Source organism: Aerococcus sp. 150760013-2, from assembly GCF_053627715.1.
Genome location: NZ_JBSEYI010000006.1, coordinates 30239 through 47756, shown reverse-complemented (window position 1 = coordinate 47756; position 17518 = coordinate 30239). Strand labels below are relative to the sequence as shown.

General features: G+C 40.6%; 13 protein-coding genes. All 13 read left to right on the top strand.

Going from position 1 to position 17518, the window contains the following annotated elements; all coding sequences use genetic code 11:
- The first annotated feature begins 4 nt into the window (after nt 1-4).
- The 13 genes from ACUW85_RS04245 (at nt 5) to pheS (ending at nt 17518) form a co-directional block, all read left to right on the top strand.
- Complete coding sequence (locus ACUW85_RS04245; protein ID WP_182023346.1) at nt 5-2431, top strand: muramidase family protein; 2427 nt, start codon at nt 5-7, stop codon at nt 2429-2431.
- Between the two features lie 427 nt (nt 2432-2858).
- Nucleotides 2859-3728 carry a 3-deoxy-7-phosphoheptulonate synthase gene (aroF, locus tag ACUW85_RS04240; protein WP_149255792.1) on the top strand — a complete coding sequence of 290 codons (870 nt, stop codon included), beginning with the start codon at nt 2859-2861 and terminating at the stop codon, nt 3726-3728.
- 55 nt (nt 3729-3783) lie between these two features.
- A complete protein-coding gene (gene aroB, locus ACUW85_RS04235) occupies nt 3784-4923 on the top strand; it encodes a 3-dehydroquinate synthase (protein ID WP_182023347.1) in 1140 nt (379 codons plus the stop codon).
- 3 nt (nt 4924-4926) lie between these two features.
- Nucleotides 4927-5829: a shikimate dehydrogenase family protein gene (locus ACUW85_RS04230; protein WP_182023348.1), complete on the top strand. Its 903-nt coding sequence runs from the start codon at nt 4927-4929 to the stop codon at nt 5827-5829.
- 328 nt (nt 5830-6157) lie between these two features.
- The gene (gene leuS / locus ACUW85_RS04225) at nt 6158-8572 is read left to right on the top strand and encodes a leucine--tRNA ligase (protein ID WP_149255790.1); all 2415 of its coding nucleotides are present in this window, start codon (nt 6158-6160) and stop codon (nt 8570-8572) included.
- A 63-nt stretch (nt 8573-8635) separates the two neighbouring features.
- Nucleotides 8636-9499, top strand: a complete 864-nt coding sequence (locus ACUW85_RS04220; protein ID WP_149358050.1) for a pyridoxamine kinase — start codon at nt 8636-8638, stop codon at nt 9497-9499.
- Between the two features lie 387 nt (nt 9500-9886).
- Nucleotides 9887-11707: a putative polysaccharide biosynthesis protein gene (locus ACUW85_RS04215; RefSeq protein WP_182023349.1), complete on the top strand. Its 1821-nt coding sequence runs from the start codon at nt 9887-9889 to the stop codon at nt 11705-11707.
- Entirely contained in the window at nt 11697-12473 is a 777-nt protein-coding gene (locus tag ACUW85_RS04210) for a pseudouridine synthase (protein ID WP_149255788.1), read from the top strand. Before ACUW85_RS04215 ends, ACUW85_RS04210 begins: the two co-directional genes overlap by 11 nt.
- A 373-nt stretch (nt 12474-12846) precedes the next feature.
- The gene (pepV, locus tag ACUW85_RS04205) at nt 12847-14250 is read left to right on the top strand and encodes a dipeptidase PepV (protein ID WP_048727895.1); all 1404 of its coding nucleotides are present in this window, start codon (nt 12847-12849) and stop codon (nt 14248-14250) included.
- A 4-nt stretch (nt 14251-14254) separates the two neighbouring features.
- Entirely contained in the window at nt 14255-15049 is a 795-nt protein-coding gene (locus tag ACUW85_RS04200; RefSeq protein ID WP_048727898.1) for a TrmH family RNA methyltransferase, read from the top strand.
- A gap of 115 nt (nt 15050-15164) precedes the next feature.
- Complete coding sequence (locus ACUW85_RS04195) at nt 15165-15791, top strand: HD domain-containing protein (RefSeq protein ID WP_048727901.1); 627 nt, start codon at nt 15165-15167, stop codon at nt 15789-15791.
- Nucleotides 15775-16119, top strand: coding sequence for a winged helix-turn-helix transcriptional regulator (locus ACUW85_RS04190; RefSeq protein WP_016896912.1), 345 nt, complete (start codon nt 15775-15777; stop codon nt 16117-16119). Before ACUW85_RS04195 ends, ACUW85_RS04190 begins: the two co-directional genes overlap by 17 nt.
- 352 nt (nt 16120-16471) lie before the next feature.
- Nucleotides 16472-17518 (top strand): phenylalanine--tRNA ligase subunit alpha, encoded by a 1047-nt coding sequence (gene pheS, locus ACUW85_RS04185; protein ID WP_016896913.1) that lies wholly within the window; start codon nt 16472-16474, stop codon nt 17516-17518.

The window sequence follows — 17518 nt, the reverse complement described above, 5'->3', positions numbered from 1 at the left end:
ATAATTGGTTATTGAGGAAAATAAAGCAGTGTCGCGCAAATCAATTGCGTCAATTTCCAAAAAATCAGCAACTTTAGGGGCTATCGTTTTAGGTTCTGCTTTTGCTGTATCAAGTTTAAGTGCAAATATCGATATTCCAACAGTAGAAGCGAGCGAAGGGAAGACGGTTACTTTTGCATCAACCAATAATGCTTTCTTAGATAGCATCATTCCGGATGCTTATAAGCTAGCAAATGATAACGACTTGTATGCTTCAGTAATGATTGCTCAAGCGATTTTAGAGTCTAACTGGGGTGTATCAGGTCTATCAGCAGCACCATACTACAACTTATTCGGGATTAAAGGGACTTATAACGGCGAGGGTGTAACTTTCTACACACTTGAAGATGATGGTTCTGGTAACTACTACCAAATCAGAGATTCATTCCGTGATTACCCATCATACAAAGAGTCATTAAATGACTACGCGAATAAAATGGTTAATGGTGTTTCTTGGGATTCTGAATTTTATTCAGGTACTTGGAAATCAAATACAAGTTCATACACAGATGCGACTGCTGCCTTAACTGGTACTTACGCAACTGATACCCGCTATGGTGGTAAATTAAACAACTTAATTACGACACATGGTTTAACACAATATGATACACCTGCTGGTTCAACCTCAAGTACATCTGCATCAGTTTCAGGTGCAACTACAAACTTATCTGCACAAGGAAAAACATCATCTACTAATGGTGGGAAGTCTTATACAGTTAAAGCTGGTGATGGTTTATACACTGTGGCACGCGCTTTAGGTGTAACTGTTGCAGAGGTTAAGGCGCAAAATGGCTTGACTTCTAACTTAATTCACCCAGGCCAAGTCTTATCTGTAGCTTCATCTAGCGCATCTTCATCGTCTAGTTCAGCAAGCACAGAAACAGCTACTAACACTGGTTCATCTGCTTCAACATCAGGTAAATCATACACAGTTAAATCTGGCGATGGCTTATACAGTGTAGCGAAAGCCTTAGGTATTTCTGTATCAGAAGCACGTTCATTAAATGGCAGTTCTGACTTGATCCACCCAGGCCAAGTATTTAAAGCTGGTCAGTCGACAACTTCTACATCAAGTTCGTCTTCTTCATCAAGCTCAAGTGCTAACACTGGTTCATCTTCAGCATCAACATCAGGTAAATCATACACAGTTAAATCTGGTGATGGCTTATACAGTGTAGCAAAAGCCTTAGGTATCTCAGTATCAGAAGCACGCTCATTAAACGGCGGTTCTGACTTAATCCACCCAGGTAAAGTATTTACTGCAGGTTCATCTAGTCAAGCGACTTCTAGTGCATCTTCATCAACTTCGAGTGCTTCAACTAGTTCATCTGCTTCAACATCAGGTAAATCATACACAGTTAAATCTGGTGATGGCTTATACAGTGTAGCGAAAGCCTTAGGTATTTCTGTATCAGAAGCACGCTCATTAAATGGTGGTTCTGACTTGATCCATCCAGGTAAAGTATTTAAAGCTGGTCAGTCGACAACTTCTACATCAAGTTCGTCTTCTTCATCAAGCGCAAGTGCTAACACTGGTTCATCTTCAGCATCAACATCAGGTAAATCATACACAGTTAAATCTGGTGATGGCTTATACAGTGTAGCGAAAGCCTTAGGTATTTCAGTATCAGAAGCACGCTCATTAAATGGCGGTTCTGACTTGATCCATCCAGGTAAAGTATTTAAAGCTGGTCAGTCGACAACTTCTACATCAAGTTCGTCTTCTTCATCAAGCTCAAGTGGTAACACTGGTTCATCTTCAGCATCAACATCAGGTAACTCTTACACAGTTAAATCTGGTGACGGTATTTACTCTGTAGCGCGTGCCTTAGGTATTTCATTAGCGGAAGCCCGTGCCTTAAACGGCGGTTCTGACTTAATTCACCCAGGTAAAGTATTTACAACTGGTGGATCTAGCCAAGCTTCATCTAGTCAAGCGACTTCAAGTTCAGCTACGTCAACTTCAAGTGCTTCAACTAGCCAATCATCTGCGTCAACGTCAGGTAACTCTTACACTGTTAAATCTGGTGACGGTATTTACACTGTAGCACGTGCCTTAGGTATTTCGTTAGCGGAAGCCCGGGCCTTAAATGGTGGTTCTGACTTAATTCACCCAGGTAAAGTATTTACAACTGGTGGATCTAGCCAAGCTTCATCTAGTCAAGCGTCTTCAAGTGCGTCAACAAGTTCATCTAGTCAAGCTAGCACAAGTTCATCTACATCAACTGCATCTTCTTCAGCTACTTCAAGCGCGAAGACACATACAGTTAAATCTGGTGAAACTTTATACCGTATCGCTAAAAACAACGGTCTAAGCTTAGATGAGTTAATGACATTGAACGGCTTATCAAACTACAACTTGTACATTGGCCAAGTCTTAAAACTAAACTAATTTGATCAAATTATGACACCTCAGCTTGTTTAGCTCCCCCTTTACAAGCTGAGGTGTTTTTTTTTAGATAAAATTAGAATTGAATTAGAAATTTGTTGACAAGGTTAAAAAAGACTGCTAAAGTTGCATTATCAAATAGCGAGAGGAGGACTACAGCCATGAAATCATTACTAAGTACAACATTCTATAACTTTTTCAACTTTTACTTTTACTTTTACGGTTTTGGTAAAGGTGATTTTGTTGTACTTAAAAAAGGATATGGCTTTAGTTCTTAAGCAACTAGCATAGACGCTAGTTTCACAAGAAAGTCCTTTACAACAAAAATCACTCAAGGGTGGTTTTGTTGTAAAGGGCTTTTTTTCTTGCTTAAATACCAACCTTGGAAAATGAATGATGATACTGCGTTTTAAAAAAAGGAGAAAATAAAATGAATACACAAGTAATGACTGCAGAAACGGAAGAAACGATTTTAGCTAATATTAAAGAGCCATACAAACGAGCGAGCTTATCATACAAGTCGGCGCCATCAGTTGTACAAGTAGGCAATATCCAAATTGGTGACGGTCATTTTGCCATGATCGGTGGCCCATGTTCAATCGAGGGCTTGGATAAATTAGACGAAGTGGCTGCAGCGGTGAAAGATTCAGGTGCCAATATGTTACGCGGTGGGGCGTTCAAACCACGTACATCTCCATACGCATTCCAAGGGTTAGGGCAAGAAGGTTTAGACATGTTAGAGGCTGTTGGTAAGAAATACGACTTACCAGTGGTGACAGAAGTGATGGCTGTTGAACAAGTGCATTTATTCGATGGGATCGATATGTACCAAGTGGGTGCACGAAACATGCAGAACTTCGACTTATTAAAAGCAATTGGTCAAACGACAAAACCAGTCTTGTTAAAACGCGGTATGGCTGCTTCAATCGAAGACTTATTAATGGCGGCTGAATACATATTAGCCCAAGGTAATCCGAATGTGATCTTATGTGAACGTGGTATTCGTACTTACGAAACAAGTACGCGAAACACTTTAGATTTATCAGCTATTCCTGTTTTACGTTCAAAAACGCACTTACCAATTGTGGTTGACCCGAGTCATGCTGTAGGGAAACGTGAGTGGGTTGAATCAATGGCTATGGCTGCGGTGGCTGCTGGCGCTGACGGCTTGATCATTGAAATTCATCAAAATCCAGATGAGGCTTGGTCAGACGGCCGACAATCGTTATACTTAGATGAGTACAAGGCGTTAACTGAGAAAGTGCAAGCATTACACACATTCTTAGCGGATTTAAATTAATCTACAAACACCGGTTAAACAACTTATCGACAAACGTATTTTAAAGAATTGAGGAATGAAATTGGAAAATGTAAATGTAGCAGTTGCCAATCCCTACGATGTGATCATTGACAACGATTTGATTAAAAATGCCGGACACCATCTGGAAGATTTAGTTCAGCAACGTAAGGTGATGATCGTTACTGACGAAAACGTCGCTTCATATGGTTACCTAGGGACCTTACAAGAGGCGATTAGCCCAATTACGACTGATGTCAACACCATAACCTTACCGGCCGGAGAAGCCCAGAAATCATCTGCAAACTACATCCGCCTGCAAGAAGAGTTGGCAACTTTGAATTATTCACGTTCAGACGTCCTGATTGCCTTGGGAGGTGGGGTAATTGGTGATCTAGTTGGATTTACAGCAGCGACTTACTTGCGTGGCATTCCTTACATTCAAATTCCGACGACCTTACTTTCAGCTATTGATTCTTCAGTAGGCGGCAAAACGGCCATCGACTTACCCCAGGGTAAAAACCTAGTTGGCGCCTTTTATCAGCCAGCACGCGTCCTTTGTGACTTAACTACCTTCCATACTTTATCGCAAAGTATTTTCGAAGATGGGTGTGCCGAATTAATTAAATACGGCATGATTTTAGACAGTGATTTACTGAACAACTTAATGACCCGCGACCAACCTTTAAATGCCTTGAGCGAAGACTTGGCAGCTGTTGTTAAACGTTGTGTTGAGATTAAACGAAGCGTTGTTTTAGAAGACGAACTAGATTTAGGCTTGCGTCAATTATTGAACTTTGGTCATACTATTGGACACGCGATTGAACAAGTATCACATTACAAAGTTTCCCACGGTCGAGGCGTTGCAACGGGGATGATTTTGACCCAATTAATGGCTGAAAAAGAAGGGCTGACAGCATTAAGTTTGGCTGATCGTTTTAACAATTTACTCAACCAATACCATCTATTAGACCAAGTGCATGTGTCAAAAGAGCATACCTTTGAGGATATTCTTGCTGCCATGACCAACGACAAGAAGCGTCGGGGTGGGGAAATTACAGAAATCTTCCCTGAATCATTCGGTAAATGTGAACTTAAAACCATTACTTTTGACCAATATGCCGGCTGGTTAGAGACCATTTTCACTGACCTAAAAACCGATAAATTACCTATCACAATCGTAGAAGCGGGGGCTTAAAGCGTGGACTCAATTACAGATATTAACGGGACAACGAAGTTTGCAGCAGTGATTGGCCAACCCTTGAGCCACTCACTTTCACCAATTATTTACAATACATCTTTTAAAGCCCAAGACCTGAATATGGTCTACATCGCTTTTGAAACGGGCGAAGATGACACAATTGACCGAATCGAGCATTTGAAAGCCCTAGACGTTCAAGGGATTAACATTACCATGCCAGGGAAATTCAATGCCATGCAGACGGTAGACCGCTTAGATGCTGCTAGTCAATATGTCAACGCTATCAACATGATTACCCGAGACGACAATGGGCAATGGATAGGCTACAATACTGATGGTGCCGGCTTATGGCTTGCCGTGAAAAATAGGGGCGTGGACCTTGTCGGCAAGCGGTTAGTCGTTTACGGATCTGGCGCAACGACTAGGGTCATTATTGTCCAGGCCATCATTGAGGGCATGACAGATATTTCTGTGGTGGCACGAAATATCCAAGAAAAAGACCTATTGATTAAGTTGTGCGATGCTTTAAGAGCGGATTACCCACAAATCAATTTAAAACTGATTGACCTCTCAGACCAAGATCATGTAGGTCAAGCAGTCAAGCATGCTGAAATCGTGATTCAATCAACGAGCCTAGGGATGGGATCAAGCCAGGGCCAATCCATTTTGGCGGACGAAAACTGGTTACAAGAGGGGACAGTGGTCATGGACGTGATTTACGAACCTATGGAAACCCGGTTTATGCAACAAGCAAAAGCAAGAAATTGTGTGGTCATTGGTGGTTTAGATATGTTAGTTTACCAAGCTAAATTAAACTACCAATTATTTGCCCACAAAGAAATGCCAGTGCAAGTAGTCTTTGATACCATTAAGGGTCAGTTAGCTGCTAGAAAAGCCAAATAAGCCCGGAAAATCTGGATTGAGTGGGTTTGCTTTTACTGGGTGAAAGTGCTAGAATAAAGGCAATATTTGAACTTTTTCAGAGGTAGTAACAAGGTGTGTTCAATAAAGCGAGTATACGGTTGGTGTGAGTATATTTGAACCCCGTGTGAATTAGGCTGGATTATAAGTTGGTGACGACAGTAAGATCCGTTACCACGTCACGCCAACGTTATCGGTATGAAGAGTACAAATCATAGGTGGTACCACGAAATTATTTCGTCCTATATACGTTTTTTTGACGTATATAGGGCCTTTTTTATTTTCACAATTAAAGGAGAGACAGAAAATAATGGCTTTTAATCATAAAGTAATTGAGAAGAAATGGCAGAAATATTGGGACGAGAATAAAGAGTTTAAAACTTTAGAGGATTATTCAAAACCTAAATATTACGCACTAGACATGTTCCCTTACCCATCAGGGGCTGGACTACACGTAGGGCATCCAGAAGGGTATACTGCAACGGATATTATGTCTCGTTATAAACGTGCACAAGGTTATAACGTCTTGCACCCAATGGGCTGGGATGCGTTTGGGTTACCAGCTGAGCAATATGCATTAGACACAGGGAATGACCCAGTTGATTTCACTGCGAAAAATATCGCCACATTCAAACGTCAAATCAAATCACTAGGTTTTTCTTATGATTGGGACCGTGAAATCAATACAACAGATCCAAAATTCTACAAATGGACACAATGGATTTTCACTAAATTATATGAAAAAGGTTTAGCCTATGAAGACGAAATCTTGGTTAACTGGTGTGAAGCCCTAGGAACAGTCTTAGCCAATGAAGAAGTCATCGACGGTAAGTCTGAACGTGGTGGCCACCCTGTCGTTCGTAAACCAATGAAACAATGGGTATTACGGATTACTGCTTACGCTGACCGTTTATTAGATGGATTGGAAAATGTTGACTGGCCAAATTCAGTTGTTGAAATGCAACGTCACTGGATTGGTAAATCAGAAGGTGCGCAATTAACTTTCGATATTAAAGATCACGACTTAACTTTTGATGCCTTTACGACGCGTCCAGACACTATTTACGGCTTAACTTTCGCTGTTTTAGCACCTGAACATGACTTGGTGCGTCAAATCGTGACTGAAAAGCAACGTGAAGAAGTGGAAGCTTATTTACTTGCAGCTTCAATGAAATCTGACTTAGACCGGACAGATTTAGCCAAAGAAAAAACTGGGGTATTCACCGGTGCTTACGGTATCCACCCATTAACTGGTGAACCATTTGAAATCTGGGTTGCAGACTATGTTTTAGCTTCATATGGTACGGGTGCTGTTATGGCGGTTCCTGCCCATGATAGTCGTGACTACGAATTCGCTAAACAATTCAACCTACCAATTCAACCGGTAATTGAAGGTGGCGATGTTGCTGTTGAAGCATACACCGGAGACGGTCCTCACATTAATTCAGGTGAATTAAACGGTTTAGAAACTGCAGAAGCTACTGAAAAAGCGATTGAAATGTTAACAGCTTCAGGTCGCGGTGAACGTCAAACAACATACCGTTTACGTGACTGGGTCTTCTCTCGTCAACGTTACTGGGGTGAACCAATTCCAATTATCCATTGGGAAGATGGCACAACAACTGCAGTTCCAGAAGATGAGCTACCAGTTCGTTTACCAAAAACTGACAACATTAAACCATCTGGTACAGGTGAATCTCCATTAGCCAATATTGAAGAGTGGTTATATGTCACTGATCCTGAAACAGGCATGAAAGGCCGCCGTGAAACAAACACAATGCCACAATGGGCAGGTTCATCATGGTACTTCCTACGTTATATCGACCCTAAAAATTCAAATGAATTTGCTTCTCAAGAAGCTTTAGACTACTGGTACAATGTGGACTTGTATATAGGTGGGGCAGAGCATGCGGTATTGCATTTACTATATGCACGTTTCTGGAATATGTTCCTATATGATTTAGGCGTTGTACCAAATGAAGAACCATTCCAAAAACTATATAACCAAGGGATGATTCTTGGTGAAGGTAATGAGAAAATGTCTAAATCTAAAGGGAACGTTGTAAACCCTGATGATGTAGTCAACCAATACGGGGCAGATACCTTGCGTCTATATGAAATGTTCATGGGCCCTCTAGATGCGTCAATCGCTTGGTCTGAGAATGGCCTTGAAGGTTCTCGTCGTTTCTTAGAACGTGTATGGCGTTTACTAGTTGATGAAAATGGCAAAATGCGTGACCGTATTACGACAATGAACACAGGTGAATTAGACAAAGTTTACCACCAAACAGTTCAAAAAGTAACGGAAGACTTTGACAACCTACACTTTAATACAGCCATTTCTCAAATGATGGTATTTGTAAATGAAGCTAATAAAGCTGAAAGCCTATACTATGAATACGTGAAAGGCTTTATTCAATTGATTGCCCCAATCGCTCCGCATTTAGCAGAAGAAATGTGGGTAATTGTTGGAAACGAACCTGGTATTTCATACGTAGACTGGCCAACATATGATCCAGCGATGATCGTTGACGATGAAATCGAAATCGTTGTTCAAGTGAATGGTAAAATCAAAGCGAAGTTACAAGTGCCTAATGATAGTGCCAAAGAAGCATTGTTAGAAATTGCCCATGCAAACGAGAAAGTGCAAGAAGCAATTGCTGGTAAAACAATTCGCAAAGAAATCGTTGTACCAAACAAACTAGTCAATATTGTGGCAAATTAGTAGACATCATATCTGTCTTGTGTATAATATGGTTAGTTTTAATTAAGGGGAGATGAATTTTACATGAAAAATATTTTAATTATTCACGATGCTTCTAGCTTCGGTAAATGTTCTACAACAGTGGCATTACCAATTCTATCAAGTATGCACCTACAAGGAACTATTTTACCAACAGCCTTGTTATCAACACATACAGGGCCTGGATTTGAAGGATTCACATTTCTAGATTTAACTGATGAAATGGAAAAAATCGTGGATCATTGGCACTCATTTGGCTTAAAATTTGATGCAGCATATGTAGGTTACTTAGGTAGCGTTCGACAAATCAAGTTTTTAGAGAAAGAATTGCCAAAATTATTAAAAGATGATGCAAAATTCTATCTTGATCCTGTTATGGCTGACAATGGTAGTTTCTACTACGGTTTTGACGAAGAATATGCTAAAGAAATGTTGAATTTATGCGCGATGGCAGATGTGATTATGCCTAACCAAACAGAAGCGAGCTTCTTGTATGGTGTGGAGTATACTGAAGGTATCTGGTCACAAGAAAAAATTGACGAATTCTTAACATTAGTTCGTAAACAAACCAATGCTTCAGTTGTATTAACTGGTGCAGGATATGACGGTGAAAGCCAAACTGGTGCTTACTACTTGGACGTAGAGACTGGTGAAAAAGGTTTAGCGACTGGACCATTTATCGGTGGTAAATTCCACGGTACTGGTGATATCTTCGGTTCAATCTTTGTTGGTGCATTAGCAAATGGTGCATCTGTTAAAGTGGCTAGCCAATTAGCGGTGGACTACATTCCAAAAATTATCGAAAAATCATTAGATGATCCAGATGTTATGATGAATGGTTTACAATTTGAACTATTCTTAGGGGACTTATCTAACTTCGTATCAAAACTAAAAGCGAACCAACAATAACACTCAGACAAATCATAAACTGACAGTTATGTAGACTACATAACTGTCAGTTTTTATTTGAGAAGTTTAATTTGTTGCGACTAAAGCTTTACTTATCATTGCCTTGGAAATTGAAGGTAGTCGAAGCTGTTAGTAATATCGCATGCCACTATTGTTGACGAGTTGGTGAATTCAACTTCAGATTTTCTGATATAATATGCTTGTTATATACCTGCCTAAAGGCCAAATTTTTACAGTCTTTCCTTTAAAACTTAAGGTCTTTTTAATCTGATGATGATTGAAATGACGGGGCGTATTATATAAAATGAAAGCTAAGTGTTTTTCAAAGATAAATAAATATGAAATATTGAAATAAATCAAAATTATTGTATAAGGAGCTAAATAAATATGGGTATAGACGATCCGAATTTAAATCGGACTGATGAAGTGGAGGAAGTGATTCAACCTGAAGAAGTGGATCCACTAGATCTTCCACCTAGAAAACCAAGTGCCAGCGCACAAGAAAAAATGAATGCTGGGGCGTCTTGGATGACCATTGCCTCAATGGTGTCACGGATCTTAGGGGTCCTTTACATCATGCCTTGGTACAATTGGATGGGCGAACCGCACATCGCCAATGAAGCCAATTCCTTGTTCAATATTGGGTATAGTTACTACGCGATTTTCTTGTCCATTACAATCGCTGGGGTACCAGATTCAATCGCCAAGCAAATGGCTTATTATAACGCACGCGGCTACTATAAAACGGCCAAACGCTTGTTCAAGGCAGGGCTAGCCTTAATGACCATCACCGGTCTAGTTGGGGGTGTGCTACTTTGGACATTCGCACCTATTTTGGCCCAATCAACGCCAGCTCGCGATTTCGATTCAGTAGTCTTGGTTATCCGGTCTCTGGTGCCAGCTTTAGTTGTTCTACCAACAATTTCAGTTATCCGTGGTTACTTCCAAGGTCACCAAGATATGAAACCATCTGCGATTTCACAAATTACTGAACAAATTTTACGTGTCTTATACATGTTAGGCGCAGTTTATATCATCCGGGTGATCAATAATGGCGAGATGGTCAAAGCTGTAACTCACTCAACATTTGCGGCCTTCCTTGGGGCGCTAGCAGCCTTAGCCACATTGGTATTCTTCTTTATGCGCTACCGCAAAGGTTACAATAAGGAAGAAGAATTGTACGCGGTTAAGGAAGAAACCTACGTCTCTTCCAAAAATCTATTACTCGAAATCGTGATGATTGCTATTCCATTCATCGTTTCTGGTTCAGCAATCGAACTATCTCGTTTAGTCGATACGAACACCTACATGCCGATAATGGCGCGCGTTTCTCATCTTTCACATGATCAATTAATTAATGAATACGCCATTTTCGGTGCCAACGCCAATAAACTCGTGACCATCATCGTTTCCCTAGCTGTTGCCATCGGTTCGACATCCATCGCTGTTATTTCAGCTACCTATTCAGAGGAGAAAAGGGGTATCGAGGCCAAGCTGGCAAACAAAGCACTGCCAAGACGTATTGACCGACATGCCACGCAAGATTTTCCAGAAACAAAAGGGTTAATCGGCCACAACTTGAAATTATTCTCACTAGTCATGTTCCCATCTGCAATCGGGATGGCGGTTTTAGCTGAGCCCTTGTACGCGATCATCTTTACCCACGATCCACTAGGTACCTCACTATTACAATTAGCAGCGGCAGTAGCTGTGACCATGGGGCTGTTTTCAGTTCTTGTTGCTATGTTACAAGCCATGTCCTTCTTTAAAGACGCCATTATGGGGATGGTCATTGGGATTACCCTTAAATTGGTCTTACAAGTACCTTTCCTAGCGATTTTTAGCACATCAGGTGCCTTATTAGCTACTGGAACAGCTTTTATCGGAATTGCCATATTTTATTTGTGGCGCTTAAGAGTCCGTATCAACTTATCGGTAGTAGAAGTCCTAAACCAAATCAAGGGCATTACTTTGTTATCTGGTGCTATGGGTATTGCCACTTGGTTAGTCAACCATTTCTTACGACGCACAATCTTATCACCTGAAATCTCAATTGTGCACCAAGTGGCCCAAATCGTGATTGTAGCTGGTGTTGGGGTAGCAGTTTATGTCATTGGTGGCTTACGCTTCAAACTATTAGATACGCTACTTGGCGACAAGGCCAAAATGCTTCGTGCGAAATTAGGAATGGGCCGCTATGACAAATAAAAAAACAGGGAAAAACACTCAACGTTTAGATAAATTTGTCTCTAGCATGACCCCTTATAGCCGAAGTGACGTGAAGACTTTAATCAAAAAATCCGCTATTTATGTCAATGGTTCTGTAGCCAAGAAGCCCAATCTACCAGTCAATGTAACAGAGGACAAGGTGGAAGTGGATGGTCAAGAACTCGTCTATGAACCTTATGTTTATTTCATGATGCACAAGCCAGACGGCGTTATATCTGCAACCGAAGACAACCGTTGGGACACCGTGATTGACCTGTTACCAGAAGACCTGGTCTTAACCTACGAACCATTTCCAGTTGGACGCCTAGATAAAGACACAACAGGTCTGCTACTGATCACCAACGATGGCCAATTCAACCATGCCTTAATGGCCCCTAAGAAACACGTGGAAAAGGAATACGCTGTTCTTGTTGATGGGTTATTATCAGACAAGCATATTGACCAATTTGAAAAAGGATTGGACATTGGCCAAGGTGAAAAAACAAAGCCAGCACAACTCTTCATCGACCAAGTAGACGAAGAAGCTGGCCAATCCTTAGCCCGCGTGGTCATAGCAGAAGGTAAGTACCACCAAGTTAAGCGCATGTTCCATGCTGTTGATTGTGAAGTCGTGCAGCTACATAGACAACGTATTGGTCAATTGACACTGCCGGATGCCTTAGCAGAAGGTGAATTCGTTCAAGTAGACTATCAAGACCTATACGACGCCATCTTTGAAGGCAAAGCATTAGATATCACAGAATAACCATTCATGAAGCTAGGTCACGCACCTAGCTTTTTTGATGGAGAAAAGTTGTCGATTGCAGTTGTCTGACTTCAAAAGTGCCTAGACTTAACTATCGAAAGTTGCCGAATTATTTTTTAGCAGAAGGCTAACTACAAGCAGTCTATAAACTCAATACCTTTTTAACTTTGTACTATCGTCGGGTTCACTAGATCAGCTCAAGTCCACTTCAAAATAGTTTGCATCACATTTTGTGTGATACAAACTATTCTTCCAGTGTTGTTGAGCTGAGCGATCTAGCTCGAACCCTTACAATTTGTTAGTTGTATTATGTGAGTTATCGTCAAATCTGTGCTAAAATATAAACAAGAATAAATTTCTAGGAGGATTCTAAATGACAATTAATTGGCAAGAAGAAATCAACAATCGTAAAGATGACTTAATCAATGACTTATTTACATTATTAAGCGTAAACAGTGTGCGTGACGACAGTAAAGCAAGTGCAGATGCACCTGTTGGACCTGGCCCTAAAGAGGCATTAGAAACTTTCTTGAAGATTGCTGAACGCGATGGCTTCACAACTAAAAACGTTGATAACCTTGCAGGTCATGCTGAATTCGGTACAGGCGATGAAACGCTTGGCGTTTTAGCCCACGTAGACGTTGTTCCAGTAGACGATAAATGGGATACTGATCCATTCAAACCTGAAATTATCAACGACCGCATCTACGCCCGTGGTGCTTCAGACGATAAAGGTCCTTTAATGGCTGCCTACTACGGCTTGAAAGTCATCAAAGAATTAGGCCTACCAGTTGAGAAACGTGTTCGTTTTATCGTTGGTACTGACGAAGAAAGTGAATGGCAAGGTGTAACACGTTACTTCGAAGTAGAAGAAGAACCAGATTTTGGTTTCTCTCCAGACGCGGACTTCCCAATTATTAATGGGGAAAAAGGGATGTACTCAGCTAAGCTAATATTCGACCGTCGTTCTGAAAAATTACTTTCATTTGAAAGTGGTCTTCGTGAAAACATGGTACCGGGTGAAGCACATGCAGTTGTGACTGGATTGACCTCTGATGTCAACCAAATCGTTGCCGATTTCCAAGCAGCTAATCCAGAAATCACAATCATTGTAAGTCCAGACGCTGATGCAACGGCAATTACTGTTGAAGGTAAAGGCGTTCACGCAATGAATCCAAGTGTTGGATATAATGCGGCAACATATTTATCTAAATTATTATTACAATTAGACGATGATTTAGCCCAAGATGACCTATTGAAATTCTTAGGTGACCTATTACATTTAGACTTTAATGGTGAAAAATTAGGTATTGCCCATGAAGATGAAATTATGGGTAAAGTAACTGTAAACCCAGGTTTGGTTGGCGAAGAAGACGGTAAATTATACACAGTCTTAAATATTCGTGTACCACGGGGTAAAGAATACAGTGAAATTGATGCAACATTTGCGGCGCACGGAGAAACTTACCACTACAACTTTGTAGATGGTACGAAAACTAATAAAGTACCGCATTACGTACCAGCAGATGATCCTTTGGTGCAAACTTTACTAGCTGTTTATGAAAATCAAACAGGCGAAAAAGGGCAAGAACGTTCAATCGGTGGGGGAACCTACGGCCGTTTACTAAAACGCGGTGTAGCCTTTGGTGCATTATTCCCAGATTCAGTAGACACTATGCACCAAGCCAATGAATTCTTTGCGGTTCGTGACTTAATGAAATCAGCAGCTATTTACGCTGAAGCCATTTACGAATTGATTAAGCCAGAAAACGCATAAGCCTATGGTAGAACGCTTAATTTCATCTGTTCAAAATCAACAGATTAAAGAATTAAAGAAACTTTTTACCCGTAAAGGCCGCAAAAAAGCAGGCCAGTATTTGCTGGAAGGGCCACACCTTGTAGAGATGGCCGTCAAGGCGGATGCAGAGATTCAAATGATTTACTATGTGCCTGAAAGTAGCCATCAAAATGTGATGCAAGTTCAAGCTTTAAAAGCTGATTTGCCGCTGACACAGGTAACGCCTGAGGTGGCGAAGGCACTAAGCCAAACAGATCACCACCAAGATATCTTCGCAGTAGCCAACATACCGCAAGCTAAGTCATTGGACATTGACCACTTGTCAAAAGGATTACTGATTTTAGATCAAGTGCAAGATCCGGGGAACTTAGGTACTTTAATCCGGACTGCGGACGCTTTCGGTTACCAAGATGTCTTATTAGGATTAGGTACGGTTGACTTATATAATGATAAGGTTCTTAGATCTATGCAAGGTAGTCATTTTGCAGTGAATACTTATGAGGTTGACTTGGTAGAAATCATTCCACAATTACAAGAGGCTGGCTATTTTATTACAACAACAGAACTAAACAACCAAGCAAAAGCAAGTAATGCCTTTGATTTAAAATCGAAAGGTAAATGGGCCTTGGTTATGGGAAATGAAGGTAACGGTGTAAGTCAAAAAACTAGTCAATTAGCAGATGCGGCTTTATATATCCCCATGTCTGGATCTGCAGAATCTTTGAATGTTGCAGTTGCTGGGGCGATAGTCATGTATCAATTTCCCATCCAAGACTAGATTATTTTCTTCTAAAAATAGGTTGTGATGAAACTGTTACGAGATTTGAAAAGGGGTACGTGAGCATAGCAAAATCAGTTGATGTTGGGAATCGTTGGAAAAAAGGGTGATTATCGTGACGGAACAAGAACATTATTTTTGGGAAGACGATTCAGAGTATATGCAAATCATTGCGGATATTAAAAACCATCCCTTTGTAACAGACTTAGCCTATTTCAAGCAACATGTCCATGGCAATCGCTTAACCCACTCCTATCTAGTTTCTTATATGTCATATAAAGTAGCTAGGTCATTAGGATGGGACTTCAAGGCTTGCGCACGTGCCGGTTTACTACATGATTTATTTTATTATGTGCCAGGTGAGGTTACTTTTTCTAAAGGATCTCACTTAAGGAACCATCCTAAAATTGCTTTGATTAACGCGCGTGTGGTGGCGGATTTATCACAAGTTGAGGAAGATATTATTCTAAAACACATGTGGCTTGCCACCCCGAATTTTCCGCGCTATAAAGAATCTTATGTCGTGACATTTGTGGATAAATATATTGCAACCGAAGACTTTGTTAAGCCAAGCTTAGCTAATTTATCCCAAAAGAAAATGATGAAATCATTTAGATATTTCGTTGGTAAATTAGTTATTCCAGCGCTTGCTAGAATTAGCAATCAAGAAGTTTCATTAGAAGAAAAAGAAGAATTAGTAGAAATACAAGAGGAGATTGATCAAGATGGAAATTACCATTAAACAACCAGACTTACCGGTAATGTGCAGCAAGATGGAACATGCTTGCAAAGTGATTGGTAAAAAGTGGAATAGCTTAATTATTGAAGTATTGTTAGCAACGCCATTACGATTTGGTCAATTACGCGATTCAATTAACGGTATTTCCGACCGTGTCTTAATTGAAAGATTGCGGGAATTAACTGAAGAAGGTATTGTGCAGAAAGAAGAGTCAGAAACGAATGGTCATATCATCACGGTTTATACATTGACAGAAAAAGGCCAAGACTTACAAAAAATCTTCAACAATTTACATCGTTGGGCAGATGAATGGGTTGAGCCAGCCGAATAAGGTTGACAAAACGGCCGAAAACGCTAAAATATAAAGAGAAATTACATTAACAGAAGACAATTTTTAACAGACATGTAGTCTAGAGAGTAAGTGATGCTGGGAATCTTACCTACATAGTTAAATATTTTCACTTCTTGAGTAGGCTTGCGGGAGAATAGAATGCTATTTGAAAGTAGGTCCGGTCGACCCGTTAAAACGATCAATGAGTGCTGGTGTAGGAATACTATATCGGAATCAGGGTGGTACCACGGTCTTTCGTCCCTTTTATAGGGGGTGAAGGACCTTTTTTTGTTGGTCTAGTTACTCATTTTTAGGAACACTCATGTAAGGATAAAAGTCAGGAGATGGAAAAATGCAAATTATTGATGATTTAAAAGCCATTGAAAACCAAATCATGGATGAAATTGATGCAGCACAATCACTAGCTGATATTAAAGCTGTTCGTGTGAAATATTTAGGGAAAAAGGGTCCAATTACGGAAGCTTTACGTGGTATGCGTGATTTATCGGCTGAAGAGCGGCCACAAGTTGGTGCTTATGCCAATGAATTGAAGGCAAAAGCTGACGGCAAGTTAAGTGAAAAAGAAACATTACTTTCTGCAGCAGCGCTTGAAGCACAATTACAAGCAGAAGCCATTGATGTGACGCTACCTGGTGAAAAACCAGTAACAGGAACAAAACATGTTTTAACACAAGTAATGGAAGAAATTGAAGATTTATTTGTATCTATGGGTTACGAAGTCGTTGAAGGGCCAGAAATTGAGTCTGACTTCTACAACTTCGAACGCATGAACTTACCGAAAGACCACCCAGCGCGTGACATGCAAGATACTTTCTACATCAACGATGAGGTCTTATTACGTACCCATACGTCACCGGTACAAGCGCGTGCAATGGACGCCCACGACTTCGAAGCGGGCCCATTAAAAATGATCTCACCGGGTAAAGTTTACCGCCGTGATGATGATGACGCGACGCATTCACACCAATTCCATCAAATTGAAGGTTTGGTTGTTGACCGTAATGTGTCACTTGCTGACTTAAAAGGTACCTTAGAATTATTTGCCCGTCATATGTTTGGGGAAGAAACTGAAGTACGTTTACGTCCGTCTTATTTCCCATTCACTGAGCCATCTGTTGAAATTGATGTTACTTGTTTCAAATGTGGTGGCGCTGGCTGTAACATCTGTAAACAATCTGGTTGGATTGAAATCCTAGGTGGTGGTATGGTGCATCCTTCAGTACTTGAGATGGCTGGGATTAGCTCTACCGAATATACAGGTTTTGCTTTTGGTTTAGGACCAGACCGTGTAGCCATGTTGAAATATGGTATTGATGATATTCGTCATTTCTACCAAAATGATTTACGATTCTTAAAACAATTTACGGAAGAGGGGTAG

Excerpts from the sequence above, each read along its gene's own strand:
- pheS (WP_016896913.1), top strand. The coding sequence starts at position 16,472 with ATGCAAATTATTGATGATTTAAAAGCCATTGAAAACCAAATCATGGAT.
- ACUW85_RS04210 (WP_149255788.1), top strand. The coding sequence starts at position 11,697 with ATGACAAATAAAAAAACAGGGAAAAACACTCAACGTTTAGATAAATTT.
- ACUW85_RS04190 (WP_016896912.1), top strand. The coding sequence starts at position 15,775 with ATGGAAATTACCATTAAACAACCAGACTTACCGGTAATGTGCAGCAAG.
- leuS (WP_149255790.1), top strand. The coding sequence starts at position 6,158 with ATGGCTTTTAATCATAAAGTAATTGAGAAGAAATGGCAGAAATATTGG.
- ACUW85_RS04200 (WP_048727898.1), top strand. The coding sequence starts at position 14,255 with ATGGTAGAACGCTTAATTTCATCTGTTCAAAATCAACAGATTAAAGAA.
- pepV (WP_048727895.1), top strand. The coding sequence starts at position 12,847 with ATGACAATTAATTGGCAAGAAGAAATCAACAATCGTAAAGATGACTTA.
- aroB (WP_182023347.1), top strand. The coding sequence starts at position 3,784 with ATGAAATTGGAAAATGTAAATGTAGCAGTTGCCAATCCCTACGATGTG.
- aroF (WP_149255792.1), top strand. The coding sequence starts at position 2,859 with ATGAATACACAAGTAATGACTGCAGAAACGGAAGAAACGATTTTAGCT.
- ACUW85_RS04215 (WP_182023349.1), top strand. The coding sequence starts at position 9,887 with ATGGGTATAGACGATCCGAATTTAAATCGGACTGATGAAGTGGAGGAA.
- ACUW85_RS04220 (WP_149358050.1), top strand. The coding sequence starts at position 8,636 with ATGAAAAATATTTTAATTATTCACGATGCTTCTAGCTTCGGTAAATGT.